At 63.0% G+C, this 14,054-nt stretch carries 11 protein-coding genes; all 11 read right to left on the bottom strand.

Translation table 11 applies throughout. The features are described from left to right. Positions 1 to 6: 6 nt before the first annotated feature. The gene (gene iaaH, locus F2S13_RS10985) at positions 7 to 1,440 is read right to left on the bottom strand and encodes an indoleacetamide hydrolase (protein ID WP_166360590.1); all 1,434 of its coding nucleotides are present in this window, start codon (positions 1,438 to 1,440) and stop codon (positions 7 to 9) included. Positions 1,441 to 1,489: 49 nt separating this feature from the next. Continuing rightward, positions 1,490 to 2,815 (bottom strand): zinc-binding metallopeptidase family protein, encoded by a 1,326-nt coding sequence (locus F2S13_RS10980; protein WP_166360588.1) that lies wholly within the window; start codon positions 2,813 to 2,815, stop codon positions 1,490 to 1,492. A gap of 10 nt (positions 2,816 to 2,825) precedes the next feature. Next, the gene (locus F2S13_RS10975; RefSeq protein ID WP_166360586.1) at positions 2,826 to 3,851 is read right to left on the bottom strand and encodes a ring-hydroxylating dioxygenase ferredoxin reductase family protein; all 1,026 of its coding nucleotides are present in this window, start codon (positions 3,849 to 3,851) and stop codon (positions 2,826 to 2,828) included. Positions 3,852 to 4,234: 383 nt separating this feature from the next. Then, positions 4,235 to 5,638, bottom strand: a complete 1,404-nt coding sequence (locus tag F2S13_RS10970) for an amidase (RefSeq protein ID WP_166360584.1) — start codon at positions 5,636 to 5,638, stop codon at positions 4,235 to 4,237. After that, positions 5,635 to 6,498, bottom strand: coding sequence for an alpha/beta fold hydrolase (locus tag F2S13_RS10965; protein WP_166360582.1), 864 nt, complete (start codon positions 6,496 to 6,498; stop codon positions 5,635 to 5,637). Before F2S13_RS10965 ends, F2S13_RS10970 begins: the two co-directional genes overlap by 4 nt. A gap of 54 nt (positions 6,499 to 6,552) precedes the next feature. Then, a complete protein-coding gene (locus F2S13_RS10960; RefSeq protein WP_166360580.1) occupies positions 6,553 to 7,890 on the bottom strand; it encodes an aromatic ring-hydroxylating dioxygenase subunit alpha in 1,338 nt (445 codons plus the stop codon). Between the two features lie 161 nt (positions 7,891 to 8,051). Continuing rightward, entirely contained in the window at positions 8,052 to 9,050 is a 999-nt protein-coding gene (locus tag F2S13_RS10955) for an AraC family transcriptional regulator (RefSeq protein ID WP_166360578.1), read from the bottom strand. Between the two features lie 286 nt (positions 9,051 to 9,336). After that, the gene (locus tag F2S13_RS10950; RefSeq protein WP_166360576.1) at positions 9,337 to 9,876 is read right to left on the bottom strand and encodes a cupin domain-containing protein; all 540 of its coding nucleotides are present in this window, start codon (positions 9,874 to 9,876) and stop codon (positions 9,337 to 9,339) included. Between the two features lie 64 nt (positions 9,877 to 9,940). Then, positions 9,941 to 11,047, bottom strand: coding sequence for an alcohol dehydrogenase catalytic domain-containing protein (locus F2S13_RS10945; protein ID WP_178119004.1), 1,107 nt, complete (start codon positions 11,045 to 11,047; stop codon positions 9,941 to 9,943). A 76-nt stretch (positions 11,048 to 11,123) separates the two neighbouring features. Then, on the bottom strand, positions 11,124 to 12,392 hold the full coding sequence (locus F2S13_RS10940) for a DUF1329 domain-containing protein (RefSeq protein WP_166360574.1): 1,269 nt from the start codon (positions 12,390 to 12,392) through the stop codon (positions 11,124 to 11,126). A 20-nt stretch (positions 12,393 to 12,412) separates the two neighbouring features. Beyond that, the gene (locus F2S13_RS10935; RefSeq protein ID WP_166360572.1) at positions 12,413 to 14,020 is read right to left on the bottom strand and encodes a DUF1302 domain-containing protein; all 1,608 of its coding nucleotides are present in this window, start codon (positions 14,018 to 14,020) and stop codon (positions 12,413 to 12,415) included. Positions 14,021 to 14,054: the final 34 nt, after the last annotated feature.

Below are 14,054 nucleotides of genomic sequence, written 5' to 3'. Positions count from 1 at the left end.
TGGTGATCAAGCGCTGGCCGACGGGATACGCCCCAACACGCCTTCCAGGGCGATGCCGATGGCCAGCAGGCGACGATCACTGCCGGCCGGGCCATCGAGCTCCAGCCCGATCGGCATGCCGCTGGTTGCACCCAGGCCAACCGGCAGCTGGATGCACGGCAGGCCGGCACTGGCCGCAGGCTCGGTGTTCTGGATCAACCGTTCGAAATTGCCCGGCTCGCTGACCTGCGCCTCGGCAAACGGGGCAATGACGGGTGATGTGGGAAACAGCAGGCCATCGAGCTCATCCTCACTGAACAGCGCCTGGTAATGGGCTTGCAACGCAGCCTTGCCCCCCTGCATGGCCGCCCGATAAAGCGGCTCGGCAGCAACCAGGCCGTCAGCCGTCGCGACCTTGCCCGGCAGTACCATCTGCTCATAGACCGCGCGCACATCAGGGCTGGCGATCTGCGCCACCAGCGCCTCGATGGAGATACCCGGCCCCTGCTCGCGCAGGTAGGCAACCATCGCCGCGTGGGCTTCATGGATCACCACCGGGAAACCGATAGGGTGGTTGAGGGCTTGCAGGCGGCTGTCGTCGATCCTCACCAGACTCACGCCAGCGCCGCGCAGCTTCTCCAGCGCAGCCATTGAAGCAGCCAGGGTGTCGGCATCCAGCTCACGCCAGAACTCGTCGGCGATGCCTAGCCGCAGCTCGCCCAAATGGACTGGCGGCAACGACAGGTCATCACAGATCAAGCCATCGAGCAGCGCAACGTCAGCCATGCACAAGGCCATTGGGCCTGCGGTGTCGCGACTCGGGGCAATCGGCGCGATGCCCCGATCCGGGTAGCGACCGGCGCTCGGGCGCAGCGAGGCGCATCCGTTCAGTGCGCAGGGAATGCGCATCGAACCGCCGGTGTCGGTGCCCAGGGCGGCCAACGCCATGCGTGCGCCAAGCGCGACAGCGCTGCCCGACGACGAACCGCCGGCGATACGCCGGGCATCGTAGGGGTTGCGCACGCCCACCAGGCTGCCGGTATTGAAGGCCGGGTTGTAGCCAGTGGCGCCGAATGCCAGCTCATGCAGGTTGGTCTTGCCCAGCACAATGGCACCGGCTTCGCGCAAACGCTGCAAGACCGGTGCATCCTCACGGGGGATGAAACCTGCCAGCGCCGGGGTACCTGCGGTTGAAGGCAGCCCAGCGGCGTGAATGTTGTCCTTGACCACGATCGGAATGCCGCTCAGTGGCTTGAGCGGTTTACCGGCCCGCCGTGCCGAGTCGGCCGCATCGGCCGCAGTCAGTGCGTCGGCGGCATCCAGGGTGACAAACGCATTGAGCTGGGCGCCAGACTCGGCACGATCAAGGCAAGCCTGAACCAGCATGCGGCTGCTCAAACTGCCGTCTCGGAAGGCTGCCTGCGCCTGGCTGATGGTCAGATCGAAATGACTGGGCGTCATGACATCGATTCCCGCGAGATGATGAAGGGGTGCAGCTGGCGCGACAGCATTACAGGCCCAGCTCGTGACGAGGTCGGGTCAGGGTATCGATCAGCGCGTACATGATTTTCCTGGCACACGGCAGCAGGTCGGGGATGTAGGTCGCGCCCATGCCGCCGAGGCCCTCGGCAACCGGCAATGGCGCACCTTGCGCCGGCCATGGCCAGCCGATGCGTGCGGTGGGAATGCCGAGGCGGCGCAAGGCGGCACCGTCGGTCTGCCCGCCGAGCAGGTCGGCCTCGCCATGGGCACGTCGCTCGATATGCTCCCAGCCACGTCGGCAGGACTGCACGATCCAGTTCTGCGCATCGGTACTGCCGCCGGCCACGGAGCCGTACATTTCCCAGTCGAGGGTCAGCTCCGGGCGTCGTGCCTGCAGGTCGCGGACGAACTCGGCGAACTGCGCCTTGACCTCGGCCGGACTGGTGCGCGGGTTGATCCGCACATCGAAGAAAATTTCGGTGACCGCCGACGGAAAGGCCGGGCGTTCCGGATTGCCACCGCGCACCCCGGAGATCCAGCCATGGGGCTTGATCTGCCCGGAGGTATTGCGTTCGGCATACTCGATGAGCCACTGCTCGAGGTCCTGGATCACGGTCGCCGCCGGTACCACCGAGCTGCGGAAGCCCGGCGTGCCTCGGGGCACGCCGGCATAGCCGAGGGTGCCGTACACGCGCAGCTTGAACCAGCCCATGCCGGGCTCTTCGTGATAGACCCAGTTCCACGGTTTCATGACGATGGCAAAGTCCGGGGCGCCGCCACGGTTGATCAGGTGGGTCACGCCGTTGGACATGCCGGCATGCTGGCGGGCCGAAACGTCCACCGGCATGCCACCATCGGCCAGGCCGACCAGCAGGTCGCCCACCAGCGGTACTTCGGCCTCGATCAGCGCGGTGGCCACTTCGGTCAGGGTGGCGATCATGCCCTTGGGGTTGGAAGCGCCAAGGCCGAACACCCAGTCGTCGACCTGCTGCGCCGAGGTCTGCATATCGGCTTCGTCAGCCGGGCCAGTGAGGATCTTCTCGGCCTCGTCCAACTCCAGGTGGGTATCGATCGGCGAATACAGGAGCACGCTGGCGCCGCCCCCACTGCCGCGCATTTCGGCCAACACATTGCCACTGGTGAAACTCATCGACTGGTAACGTGCGGCCATGCCGATGCTTTCGAGGTAGCCCCTCATGTGCTCGCTGGCCGCACGCGCCGCACCGGTTGGGCTATGAATGTTGGTGATGTTGTACAGCAGGCGCTGCAGGCGCTTGGGGTCGATCCTGGCGCAGGCCTGTTCGTACCACTTCATTTGTTCGGCAGTGAAGCTGACGGGCGTGGTCGATTGCATGACGGGTTCCTTAGTGGCTGGCCACAAACTGTTCGGCAAAGATGTTCGCGGGGTCGGCGCCCAACTCGATCAACCGCGCAGTGGCGGCATCGATCATCGGTTGCGGGCCGCACAGATAGGCGACTGTGTCGGCACTGACATCGCCCTCACGCAGCGCACTGACCGGGCTGCCGTGGTGCAGGCCGTCGCGCGGTTCGCGGTCGACGCAGATGCGTGCTTCCAGGCTGGGCAACCACTGTTGGCGCAGCTCGATGTCGTCGAGGCAGAACAAGGCGTCCGGCACCGCACAACCGAAGCTGAGCAGCATCGGCGGCTTGCGCCCGCTGCCTTGGCGCAAGGCATCGATCATCGACAGGATCGGCGCCAGGCCCGTGCCGCCAGCGACGAAGATGTGCGGCGCGCGGCGCTTTTCCTCGCGCAGGAAGAACGCACCATAAGGGCCGCTCAAGGTCAGCACGTCCTCGTTCGCAGCCTTCTCTTCCAGGTAGCCGGACATGGCACCACCCGGTAGCAGCCGAACCAGGAACTCAAGTTGCGGCAACTGCGCCACCGTGCTCGATGGCGAGTAGCTGCGCACCACGCCGTAACCCGGCACTTCAATCTGCATGAACTGGCCGGGGCGAAACTCCAGCCAGTCGCCATCGGCCAATTCCAGGGTCACGCGCATCACGTTGCTGGCAATGCGCTCCACTGCGTTGACGAACGCGTGCACTTGCTGCGCCATGCTCGAGCCGACTTCACTGCTGTAGGCGAGGTCGAAACTGCAGTCGGACTCGGCCTGGCAGAGACACAGCAGGCGCTGGCCGGCGGCGTATTCGCTGGGCATCAGCGTGGAACTGGCGCCCGGGCGAGTACGGGCGTCGCCCTCGGCGAGCTGGGCGATGCAGCTTGAGCAGCTGCCGGAACGGCATTGATAGAGCAACGGAATGTCCGCGGCGAGCGCGGCATCGAGAATGCTGGTTTGCTCGGCGACGTTGAAACTGCGGCTGACGCCATCGCTGAAGTTGACGGTGACTTGGTGCTGTTTGTCATTCATGAGAGGTCGGCTCCCTGGCAGGCATGGGGCTACGGCCGTGAGCGGCCGGATTCTTGAGATGGACCGATCATAGGAAGCCTTGGCCGGGGCGGCGCTCCCATGGGCTACGGGCTTATCCCGACAGCGCAGAATCCTGCGAGAAGTGCGATGGCGTCGGACCTGACACACCGCGGTGTCTGCATCGCTGGCAAGTCGAGTCGTCGCACCGCAGCTCCCACAGTGTTTCAAACCAAATATCTGTGGGTTGCAGTGGTCCCTGTGGGAGCTGGCTTGCCAGCGATTGGAAGGCACAGCCTTCCCCTGCGGTGCCAGACCAAGGTTCGGCGTTGGCCGATGGAATAAAAAAAGCCCGTGCCATAGGGCACGGGCTAACAAAGGAGCCATTAAAGAGCCGCTGGACGCACCCGGTGCCAGTCCGTCACTTTCTGCACCGCCATACCGGCGCGGCACAACACTGCCTCGCCATTGCGCTTGGCAATGAACTGGCAACCGATCGGCAGGCCGTCGTCGGTGAAACCGCAAGGCAGGCTGATGCAGGGGTGGCCGCTGACATTGAACGGCGCGGTGAACTGGATCAGGCGGCGATTGGCCTCCGGGTCCTGGGCCAGGTTGGCCAGTTGTTCGTGGGTCGGCGCGGCATAGGGCTGCACCGGCGACAGCAGCAGGTCGACATCGTTGAGCACGAGGTCCAGCTCACCGCTGAAACGCTGCGCCTCGAGCAGCACGCGCTGGTAATCCATGCCGCTGAGGGCACGTCCGGTATCGATCAGCCGGCTCAGGGCCGGGCCGTATTCACTTGCCCGTTGCGGGTAGGTGGCAGCATGGGCAACGGCCGTCTGCACGCCGCAATGAAGCTCCCAGTTACCGCTCACCGCACGTGTGTCGGGCATGTTGACGCGCTGCAGGATGCCGCCGCTGTCACGGACGATGGCCATGATCCGCTCCAATGCCTGTTGTATCACCGGGTCGACGCCATCGCTCAACCAGGCTTCGTCGATGCCAACGCGCAGGCCGCGGAACGAGTCCTCGATGCTGGGCACCTCCAGGCAAACGCTGGGCAGCGAGGTCGGGTCCTTGGGATCGTGGCCGGCAATGGTCGAGAGCAGGAACAGGGCGTCACGAGCGCTTCGGGTCATCGGCCCGATGTGGTCGAGGCTGGCGGCCAGCTCGAAGCAGCCATGGCGACTGACCCGGCCCCAGGTCGGCTTGAGCCCGGTGAGGCCGTTGGCTGCACAGGGAAAACGAATCGAACCGCCCGTGTCGCTGCCGATCGCGGCGTAACAGAGGCCGGCGGCAGTGGCCACGCCGCTGCCGCTGGAGGAGGCACCGGCCCAGTGCCCAGGGTGCCAGGGGTTGAGCGGCGTGGGCAGGTCCGGGTGGTGGATGGCGAAGGCGCCCTCGGTCATCCTCAGCTTGCCGAGCAGCACGCTCCCGGCTTCGCGCAAGCGGGCCACGACAGTGGCATCTTCGCTGGGCACGAATGCCTGGTGAATCGGCATGCCTGCCGAGGTGGGCACGCCGGCCGTGTGCAGCAAGTCCTTCACCGCGAGCGGGATGCCATGCAAGGGGCTGCGGCATTCGCCGCGCGCCAGTTCGCGCTCGGCCTCGCGGGCCTGCTGGAGCGCCAGTTCCGGCGTGACCGTGGCGTAGGCATTCAAGCGGCCATCCAGCCGCTCGATACGCGCCAACTGCGCCTCGGTGACTTCCACCGGCGACAGCTTGCCCGTGCGGATCAGCAGCGACAGTTCATGCAGTTCCAGGTAGTGCAGTTCATCTTGGCTGTTCATGGGTAGCCTCCGAGGAAATTCAGTGCCAATGCGTTGAATTCGGCCGGTTGTTCACTCTGTAGATGGTGCGCGGCGTTACCCAGCACATGCAGGCGCGCGTCGGCAAACTGGTTGACCATCAGCATCGGTACATCGATGCCGCCGAACCAGTCATGCAGGCCCCAGAGGATCAAGGTCGGCGCCTTTACCCGGTTGAACAGCGGCATGAGGTCTTCCGGCTGACCAAAGGCTCCGGGTTGTTCGAACAGTGCGTGCAAGCCCGGGTTGCAGCTCGCTTGAAAACGCAGCTGCAGGCTTTGCTCATCGATTGCACCGTCGTCGTGCAGCTCGTAACGCTGGATCAATGTGCGCATCTTAGCCAGGCTCGGCCCGCCATCGGCGAAGTAGTAATCGCTCATCAGCGTTGCGGCATGCTTGCTGAACAGCGGCAGCGGTTGCATCACGCCACGCGCCACCGGTTGCGAGCCGATAAGCACCAGGCGAGCGACCCGCTCGGGGTGTTCGGCAGCGAAGCGGATCGCCACGCAGCCGCCGAACGACTGGTTGACCAGATGCGCCCGGGCGATGCCCAGAGCGTCCATGAACGCCAGCAGCTTGCGCGCGTGCCAGCTGAACACGGGCCCCTCGACGGGCACCATGTCCGAGTCACCGAACTGGGCAAAGTCGAGAAAGTAACAGCGATGACGCGCCGCGAACGGCAGTGCACTGCGGTGAAAATTGCTCCAGGCAGTACTGCCCGGGCCGCCACCATGGGTAAAGATCACCGGCAGGCCGTCATCCGGCCCGTCGACCTGGCGGTAGTGCAGACGCACGCCGTCGGCTGTGACCCAGTGACGGGTAGAAGGGAATTCGTTGTCCATTGCAAATGCCTCGCCTGAGGCTGCCCGGCGATGTGCGCCGGGCAGCCGAGTCAATCACTCTTCGACAATCTGCCGGACCTTGTAGCTCGGGCGATGACCGTCGGCGGTTTCCTTGAAGATCAGGCTGGTGTCCTTCAACGCGCCCTTCACACCACGCCCCGGCTTGGCGATACCGCGGTTCCAGCGCGAGGCCAGCTTGCGCCAGCTGATCGGCGAAATGTCGGTGGCCACCAGTTGCTCGTCATCCCAACCGGTGCCGTCGGCATAGAAGTTCTGCATCGCTTCGCGGGCATAGATGTCGCAATCGTTGAAGCCGTGCAGGCACAGTGGCTTGTACACGTGGTCAAAACGATATTGATGCTTCTGGCGCTCCTCCGGGGTGTTGCACACGCGCACGATGATTTCCCAGTACTCGTGGGTATCATCGGTGATCGGCACGTACCACTCGTACTGGGTCAAGTGCTCGCCAGGCCAGTTTTCCACCATCAGCACGCCAGGCAATACCACCGAGGTTCGGTATTGGCGACCGTTGAGGCCATCCACCTTCAGGCCCAGTTCCTTGTTCTCCAGCACTGGCGCCCACTTGTCGGTGAACAGCCATTGCATCAAGCCTTTGGGGCCCTTCTCATCTTCGATTACGGCAATGCAGTCATCGCTGGTCGGCAGCAGGCCCAGTGGCAGTACCCAGTCCATGGCGTGGACGATGGTGTTGTCCTTGTGCACCAGGATGTGGGCGTTGTCGAAGCCGTTCTCACAGGCGATTCGCCAGTTGCCGAAACCGGTACGGTGCATGCCGAGCACCACCGCGTTTTCATCGAGCACGCCCGGCGAAGCCGGCCACTGCGGATGCGGGAACTGTTCACTGCGCTCCGGGAAACGGAATGGCAGGTCGTCGGCCAGTGGCGGTACGTCTTCATCGGGGAAGCTGTCTTCGCGCACGAAGACGAAAATCATGCCATTGACCTCATGCACCGGGTAGGTGGTGATGCCGGTGGTGCCGATCAGCTTGTCGTCCGGGTTGGCAACGATGGTCACCAGCTTGCCGCTTTCCAGGTCGAAGGTGAAACCGTGGTACCAGCACGAGATGGTGCTCTTTGTGAAGCAGGTTGGTTTCTCCGACAACCGCACGCCACGGTGCAGGCACTGGTCCTTGAGGGCATACACCTGACCGTTGACCCGGCGCAGCACAATCGGGATACCACAGATCTGGATGCCCTCGACCTGGTCTTCGGCCAGCTCGTTGCTGAACAGCGCCGGGTACCAGTGGTTGACGAAGCCCCAGGCGGCATCCTTGTACGGTTGATATTGGCTCTGGGTTTTCGCGTTGTTGGCACGGGCATCGCTGATACCGGTCTTGACCACGCGACGACGAATGATGGGTTGCTCGGACATGTGGTGACTCCCAAAAGGCTGACAGGACATTGGCGTCGCACTACGGCACGCTTGACCGTCATCCTAGGAAGTGGGGGCTGAGCTGACGCTCCCGGGACTGAGCTGCTTATCCCGGCAGCGCATAAAATGCGCGGGGGGTGGACATCCCTGTCCAGTTGAAATCAACGCGAGAGCGTCTCCGACGGGCTCTCGCCAAAGCGACGCTTGTAATCGGTCGTGAAGTGGCCAAGGTGGCTGAAGCCCCAACGGAAGGCCACGGAGGTGACGGTGACGGCGCCCAGGCTCTGACGCTGCAGTTCCTCATGGACGTAGCGCAAACGCACTTCCTTGAGGTAGAGCATCGGCGAGGTATTGCGGTAACGGCGAAAGCCGGTGAACAACGAACGGCTGCTGACACCGGCGTGCTCGGCCATGTCCACGATGGAGATCGGCTCGTGGGCATGTTCCTCGATATAGCGCTCCACGCGTTTGACGAACGATGGGGCGATGGTGCGCGAGTCCTCGCACAGTTCAGCGCTGTAGGTGTGCGGCTGACACGCCAGCAAGGTGTCGACCAGGGTGCTCTCGAACTGCGCAACAAGCAGCGCTGGCACTTCCTCGTCAACGGACAGGCTGTCGTAGAGCCAGCCGATCATGCGCATCCAGCGCCGCCCCTCGACGGTATCCAGCGGCATGGCCGGCTGAAACTCGATGGCCTTGCGCAAGGTGCGCCCCAGGTGCTGCTGACAGTGGCGTTCGAGCAGGCTGCGATCGACGCGGATGATCAGCTTTTCGGTGCCGGGACAGTGATGAATCTTGAACGGCGCATGGGTATTGAGAATCGACCCGAGCTGGGGTGTTGAATGCACCCGCTGGTTGGCGTACTCGATCAATTCCTGGCCACGTATCGGCATCTGGATCAGGGCGAAGGAATCGAGGACGCCAGGTTCGATGGTGATGTCACCGCCGTAACTCATGCGACCGATGCCGACGCCTCCCAGCCGCCGATAGTAGATGCTGGTATTGACCGCCCCCTTGATATCCAGGCTGCGCAGGCGGTTCGCACAGAATATGCGCTCCCCCCATTTGCTGGCCTCCTCGATATCCTGGGTGCGACAGACCTCGAATCGGGACAGTACTGTTTCCGGTGGCGTTGCCGCGGCAAAAACCAGATTTTGCATTGTTGATATCCTCCGCCCAGGGTCGTGGGGCAGATTGCATTTCCACTACAAGGCACACGCGCTTAATTATTGTTTTGGTGGCTAATCTCGGGCGCGCATATGGGTGTATCTCCCGCTATTGATCGCTTGTCTGGGGTCCGGACAACGCCTTGCAAAGCGCGCGATGCTTCCCAGTAGAGGCAAGAACCATACCCTGCCTGCAGCCACTGCCTGTTCTTCGCGACGAACGTAGCAAAACGGCCTAAATCCCATGCTTTATGGCGTTTACGCCTGCCCAGGCGGTCTTTTACGAGCGCTGTGCGCCGACCAGCACGAACAGCAGGCGTGCCGGAGTGTTACCGGGGTTACGCCACGCATGGCGGGTGCCCATCTGCACCACAAAATCCCCCTGGCGCAACCGACTGGTGCGCCCGCCGTCGAGCTCCAGTTCGACCTCCCCTTCCAGGACCACGCCGTAGTCGATGGTGTCGGTACGATGGAACCCCGGATGCTCGGCCTCGAATCGCTCGCCCAGGCCGGGTAGCCGTGCGCAGAGCTCCCGGCCTGCGGCCTCTGGATCGAAATCGCCCGCACCGGCCAGGCTGTCCGGCGGGAAGGTGACCAGCAGCGCACTGCTGCCTCCCGGCGCCGGCACTACCGACACCAGCCGCTGCGCCGGATCGGTCGGTTGGTCGACGATGCGGGCCTGGGGTTCGGTTTGCCAGACCAGCGCGGCGCTGAAGCCTGGGGAATGGATGAAGGATTCGACGCCGGCAAGCGGGCCATTTTCGATAAAGACAGCACTGCCGGAGCTGTCATGACCTGTCACGATGCGCTTTATTGTCATGTTCTGAACGCTTCCGATTGAGGGTAAAGGCACGCGCCGCTGCAGGCGACGCGCGCAGGTTTTTTCAGGCGTGCACGATATGGAAATTGGTGAAACCGTTGGCCAGCACCTGGATGTCTTCGAGCGCCTCGTTGAGCTGCTCGAGCCCGTAACGACGCTCTTCGAGCAGCGACAGATCAACAGTACCGGCCTCGATCATGCTGACCATCTCGTCGCCCTCGGCCGTGGTGAACCACAGCGAGCCGATGTACTGCAGCTGGGCGCACATGAACGGGTGCGGGTCGATCGGGATGGGCCCGGCCACGCCGCCGATCTGGATGATCCGGCCGCCGCGTGCGACGGCCTGCATGGCCGCCACCGAAAGCGCCGCCGGTGCCTTGGCGCCCAAGGTATCGAGCATCACATCGACGCCTCCCGGCACCTGGTCACGCACCTGCTGGTCGATATCGCCAGCACCGATCAGCACCGGGACAATACGCTCCGGCGCCAATTGCTGGAGCCTGGCCAGGGCGCCCTCGTCGCGCGCCGCCACCACGATACGTGCCGCGCCGAATGCCAGGGCGAGCAACGTCGCGCCCACACCGAGCGTGCCCGATGCGCCGAGAATCAAGACGCTCTGCCCCGGACGCAATGCCGATTTGCGAATGGCCGAATAGGCCGTGCCGAGGTAACCCAAGCGCGTCGCCTGGGCGAAGCTCAAGCATTGCGGCAGGCGCACCAGGTTGGTCGACGGCGCGGTCATGTACTGGCTGTAGCCAGCATGGGCGTAGTCCTTGAAGATGGCTTGCGAGCCGGGCCCGAAGCCGAAGTAACCGAGAAAGGTATAAGCGTCGCAACGCGGCGTCTCACCCTGACGGCAGTAGCGACACTCACCGCAACCGACACCCGGATTGACGTACACACGGTCACCGGGCTTGAACCCGGTGACCTTGGTGCCCACCGCGGCGACAGTGCCGGCGCTGTCCAGCCCGAAAACCGCTGGCAGCGCCGGCAATGGCAGGAAGGGGTACCACTCGGGAAAGTGGGTGGTGACGTTTTTCAGGTTGGGAATGACCCCGCTGGCCTCGACCTTGACCAACACGTCGTGCTCGCCGGGTGTCGGCACGGGAACTTCGTCAAAGGTGAAACGACCACCGATCTCGTGCAGACGCGCGGCTTTCATCATCGACATTTGTGCAACTCCTCCGATCGGGCGAACCACACAGGTTCACCCGATCGCTTCGTTTAGTGTTGTTGTTTGCGCTGGATCAACGAGCCGCTTTCTGCAGGGACTGCAGGGAGAAGTCCGTGGACTTGGCGTCGAAGTTGGTCTTCCAGGTCTTGGTGTCAATCAGCGACAGCGTGGCGTGATTGCGCTGGAAGTCGATCACCGCACTGCCAGTGGTGCGCATGTCGCCGTTGGCAGCGTTGTAAGCCGTGTGCCATTCCATGAACTTCCAGAATTCGCCCTTGCGGTTGTAGGCCTCGGCGTAATGGACGCGGGGGAATTTGGTTTCCATGTACAGTATTTTCTTGCTGTACGGGTGGGTCGACGGTGTGGTGGCCTCGACCACATACACCTCGCGCGGCTCGTACAGGTCATTGTTCATGTTCCAGTACGGTGGCTGCTGTTCCAGCACGGAATATTTCTCCGCCGGCGTGGTGCCCTGGGTGTTCCACAACCCCTCCTTGCCGTTTGCCACCGCCAGCACCCAACGCTTGCCGAGCAGCTTGTACTGCGAATACCAGCAAGGCCGTGCGTTGAAACCCTCCAAGTCATCCTGCAGCTGGTCGGAAGAGCCAACCGGGTCCATCCAGGCACCGCCGGACAGGCGCCGAACCCGACGTACCGCCGGAATATAAGCCCAGACATCGTTGACCTTCTCGGTGTCATACATGACGGTGTAGGTGCCCAGGCCCTTCATGTCGGACGGCGACTTGAAATACAGCAACTGACGGCCACGTTCGCTGCCGTCGCCCTCCACTGCGTTGTCCCCGGTCAAGCGGCCTTTCATGGTGTAGCGGGAGAACTCGGCAACCGGCTCGGCGTGAATGCCACGCGTGCCATCGACCAGCAGTTGGGTGAAGTTCTGCACCTGGGACACATCGCCGATCATCTGGCCGAGGTGGAAGTTCCAGACAATCTTCTCGGCTGCCTGCGGGTCTTTCTCATCGATGTTCGGGAAGGGAGCGCCCGCACTCCAGCCATCGATCCGGCAGGATTCCTTGTTGATCGAAGTCTTGCCGGCGTTGGCCGCCGTCGCCGCGACCCAGCGCGGGTCGAGGGTGACATTCTTCGACTTGGCCAGTGGCAGCTTCCAGCCACTGTTGCGGATACGCCACTCCATCTTCTCGGTCAGCAGGCTGGCGATGGTGTGGCCTTCGAAGGTGTCGTTCTTGACCTTGTCGAGGTTGCTGGCGGAAATCACCGTACCGGCTGGCAGTTCGGCAGCGCTGGCGAGGCACGGCAGGCTGCCGGCTGCTGCGATGAGGCCCAGAGCCAGTGAGTGGCGCATAGCAAAGCGGGATAGGTTCATGGCATTGTCTCCGGTGTGGCTCAGAAGAGATAAGTCAGGCTGGTGTACACCTGATCGCGGTTGTGGAAATAACCGAACATGGTGGTGCTGTCGCAGGTTGCGGCATTGGGTGCGGTGCACTTGTCAGCGTTGCGCGATTCGTCGTCCCAGAAGGCGTCGTACTCAACCTTCCAGCGCCATTTGCTGGTCAACTCGAACGTCATCGACGGCACAGCGAAGCCGCCGCCATTGCTCAGGTCGGCGCCCAGTACCAGGTTCGGGCGAATACGGCCGCTGTCGTAGCTGAGGTCGAAGATGGTGGTGGCCAGGACCGAATGCTCCTTGACCTTGCCGCCCCAGCCGACGCTGTAGAGCAGTTGGTCATCCTTGTCGAAGTCCTGCACCCATTTGTCGAACAGCTGCACCGAGAAGAACATCGGTTTTTCGGTGCCCAGCAGGGTCTGGGTAGCCGCGATGTTCTTGTCCATGCGCAGCATCATCGCGACCACGTCCTTGCGGGTGAAACCGTCGAAGCCGGGGGCGACGATCTGGCTGATAAGGGTCGGCGTGGAAAGCTCGATCTGGTAAGGCGCATCCTTGATGTAGGCCACCTCGGTACTGAACACCGCATCGGCCAGATCCGAGTAGCGACTGGCAGTGAAGCCGAAGATGTCGACGATCGGGTAGATCACTTCACCGGCGACGCCGCGAGTCTGGTCGGTGCCATGGGTGACTGCGCCGGACGGCGTGTTCGGCTGGCCGATGATCGCGAGGTTGTCCGAAGCGTTGAGGATCGGCGAGTTGTAGAAGGTTCTCAGGTACGACAGCGAGTAGTTGGAGTCGCCGTACATGCCGCTCCAGCGCAGGCCACCGGTGACATCGCGGTAGTCGCCCTCGTCGTTCTCGAAGTTGTAGGGGTCGATGTTGCGGAAATCGACACCGGCGTAAGGCTGGCTGGACCAGCGTCCGCCATAGATATCGATCTCGGTGCCGATGTCGTCCTTGTTGTCGAGGCCCGGCCGCACAAAGACCTCAAGGCCACCGTCGAGCTCGGGTACATCGACGTTCATCTTGATGATGTTGTTGGTCTTGCGCAGTTCTTCGTTGGCCGGCTCGAGGAAGCTGCGCCAGGTATAGTCGAAGCCATGTACCAGGTCGTTGGCAGCGAAGAAGTCGGTCTCGCCCCAGGCGATCTGTTGCTTGCCGATGCGAAACGAGGTGCGATCGCCGACTGGAAAGTCTACGTACAGCTCGCGGATTGCGGCCTTGTTGTAGAGATCCATGATGTCGCCGCGACCATCATCGGAGTGGTAATTGTTGGCGCCCATGTCTTCCAGGTGTTGCAGGAAGTCGGTCTGGACCTCGTGCGAGGCGCGCAGCTTGGCGACAACCGAGACTTTATCGCTGGCCTGCCAATCGAGGTTGAGACGCGCAGTACTGCGCGCCATCGACAACTTGCCCCTGTCGTTGTAATTCGGGGTGTCTTCCCAGTTCTTGGCGTTCCACGAAAGCTCTTCGCGCAGGTAGCCGTCGTACTTGAAGCTGTCTTCGGCCAGCAGCGGCGTGGCCAGGGCACTCAACGCCATGGCCAATGCCAGTTTGTCGAGTGGCGCGCGCATGCGCACGGTGTGTTTGCGGTGTTCGTTCATGTTATCTCCCCAGGAGGTGATGGCAGCGAGGAAC

Source organism: Pseudomonas akapageensis, assembly GCF_011355085.1.
In the GTDB taxonomy this organism is placed as follows: Bacteria; Pseudomonadota; Gammaproteobacteria; order Pseudomonadales; family Pseudomonadaceae; genus Aquipseudomonas; species Aquipseudomonas akapageensis.
The sequence above is the reverse complement of the archived record's forward strand: the minus strand, read 5'-3'. Positions and strand labels throughout refer to the sequence as shown.

Bases quoted from the DNA above. Each gene is read 5' to 3' on its own strand.
- iaaH (WP_166360590.1), bottom strand. From the start codon at position 1,440: ATGACGCCCAGTCATTTCGATCTGACCATCAGCCAGGCGCAGGCAGCC.
- F2S13_RS10980 (WP_166360588.1), bottom strand. From the start codon at position 2,815: ATGCAATCGACCACGCCCGTCAGCTTCACTGCCGAACAAATGAAGTGG.
- F2S13_RS10975 (WP_166360586.1), bottom strand. From the start codon at position 3,851: ATGAATGACAAACAGCACCAAGTCACCGTCAACTTCAGCGATGGCGTC.
- F2S13_RS10970 (WP_166360584.1), bottom strand. From the start codon at position 5,638: ATGAACAGCCAAGATGAACTGCACTACCTGGAACTGCATGAACTGTCG.
- F2S13_RS10965 (WP_166360582.1), bottom strand. From the start codon at position 6,498: ATGGACAACGAATTCCCTTCTACCCGTCACTGGGTCACAGCCGACGGC.
- F2S13_RS10960 (WP_166360580.1), bottom strand. From the start codon at position 7,890: ATGTCCGAGCAACCCATCATTCGTCGTCGCGTGGTCAAGACCGGTATC.
- F2S13_RS10955 (WP_166360578.1), bottom strand. From the start codon at position 9,050: ATGCAAAATCTGGTTTTTGCCGCGGCAACGCCACCGGAAACAGTACTG.
- F2S13_RS10950 (WP_166360576.1), bottom strand. From the start codon at position 9,876: ATGACAATAAAGCGCATCGTGACAGGTCATGACAGCTCCGGCAGTGCT.
- F2S13_RS10945 (WP_178119004.1), bottom strand. From the start codon at position 11,047: ATGTCGATGATGAAAGCCGCGCGTCTGCACGAGATCGGTGGTCGTTTC.
- F2S13_RS10940 (WP_166360574.1), bottom strand. From the start codon at position 12,392: ATGAACCTATCCCGCTTTGCTATGCGCCACTCACTGGCTCTGGGCCTC.
- F2S13_RS10935 (WP_166360572.1), bottom strand. From the start codon at position 14,020: ATGAACGAACACCGCAAACACACCGTGCGCATGCGCGCGCCACTCGAC.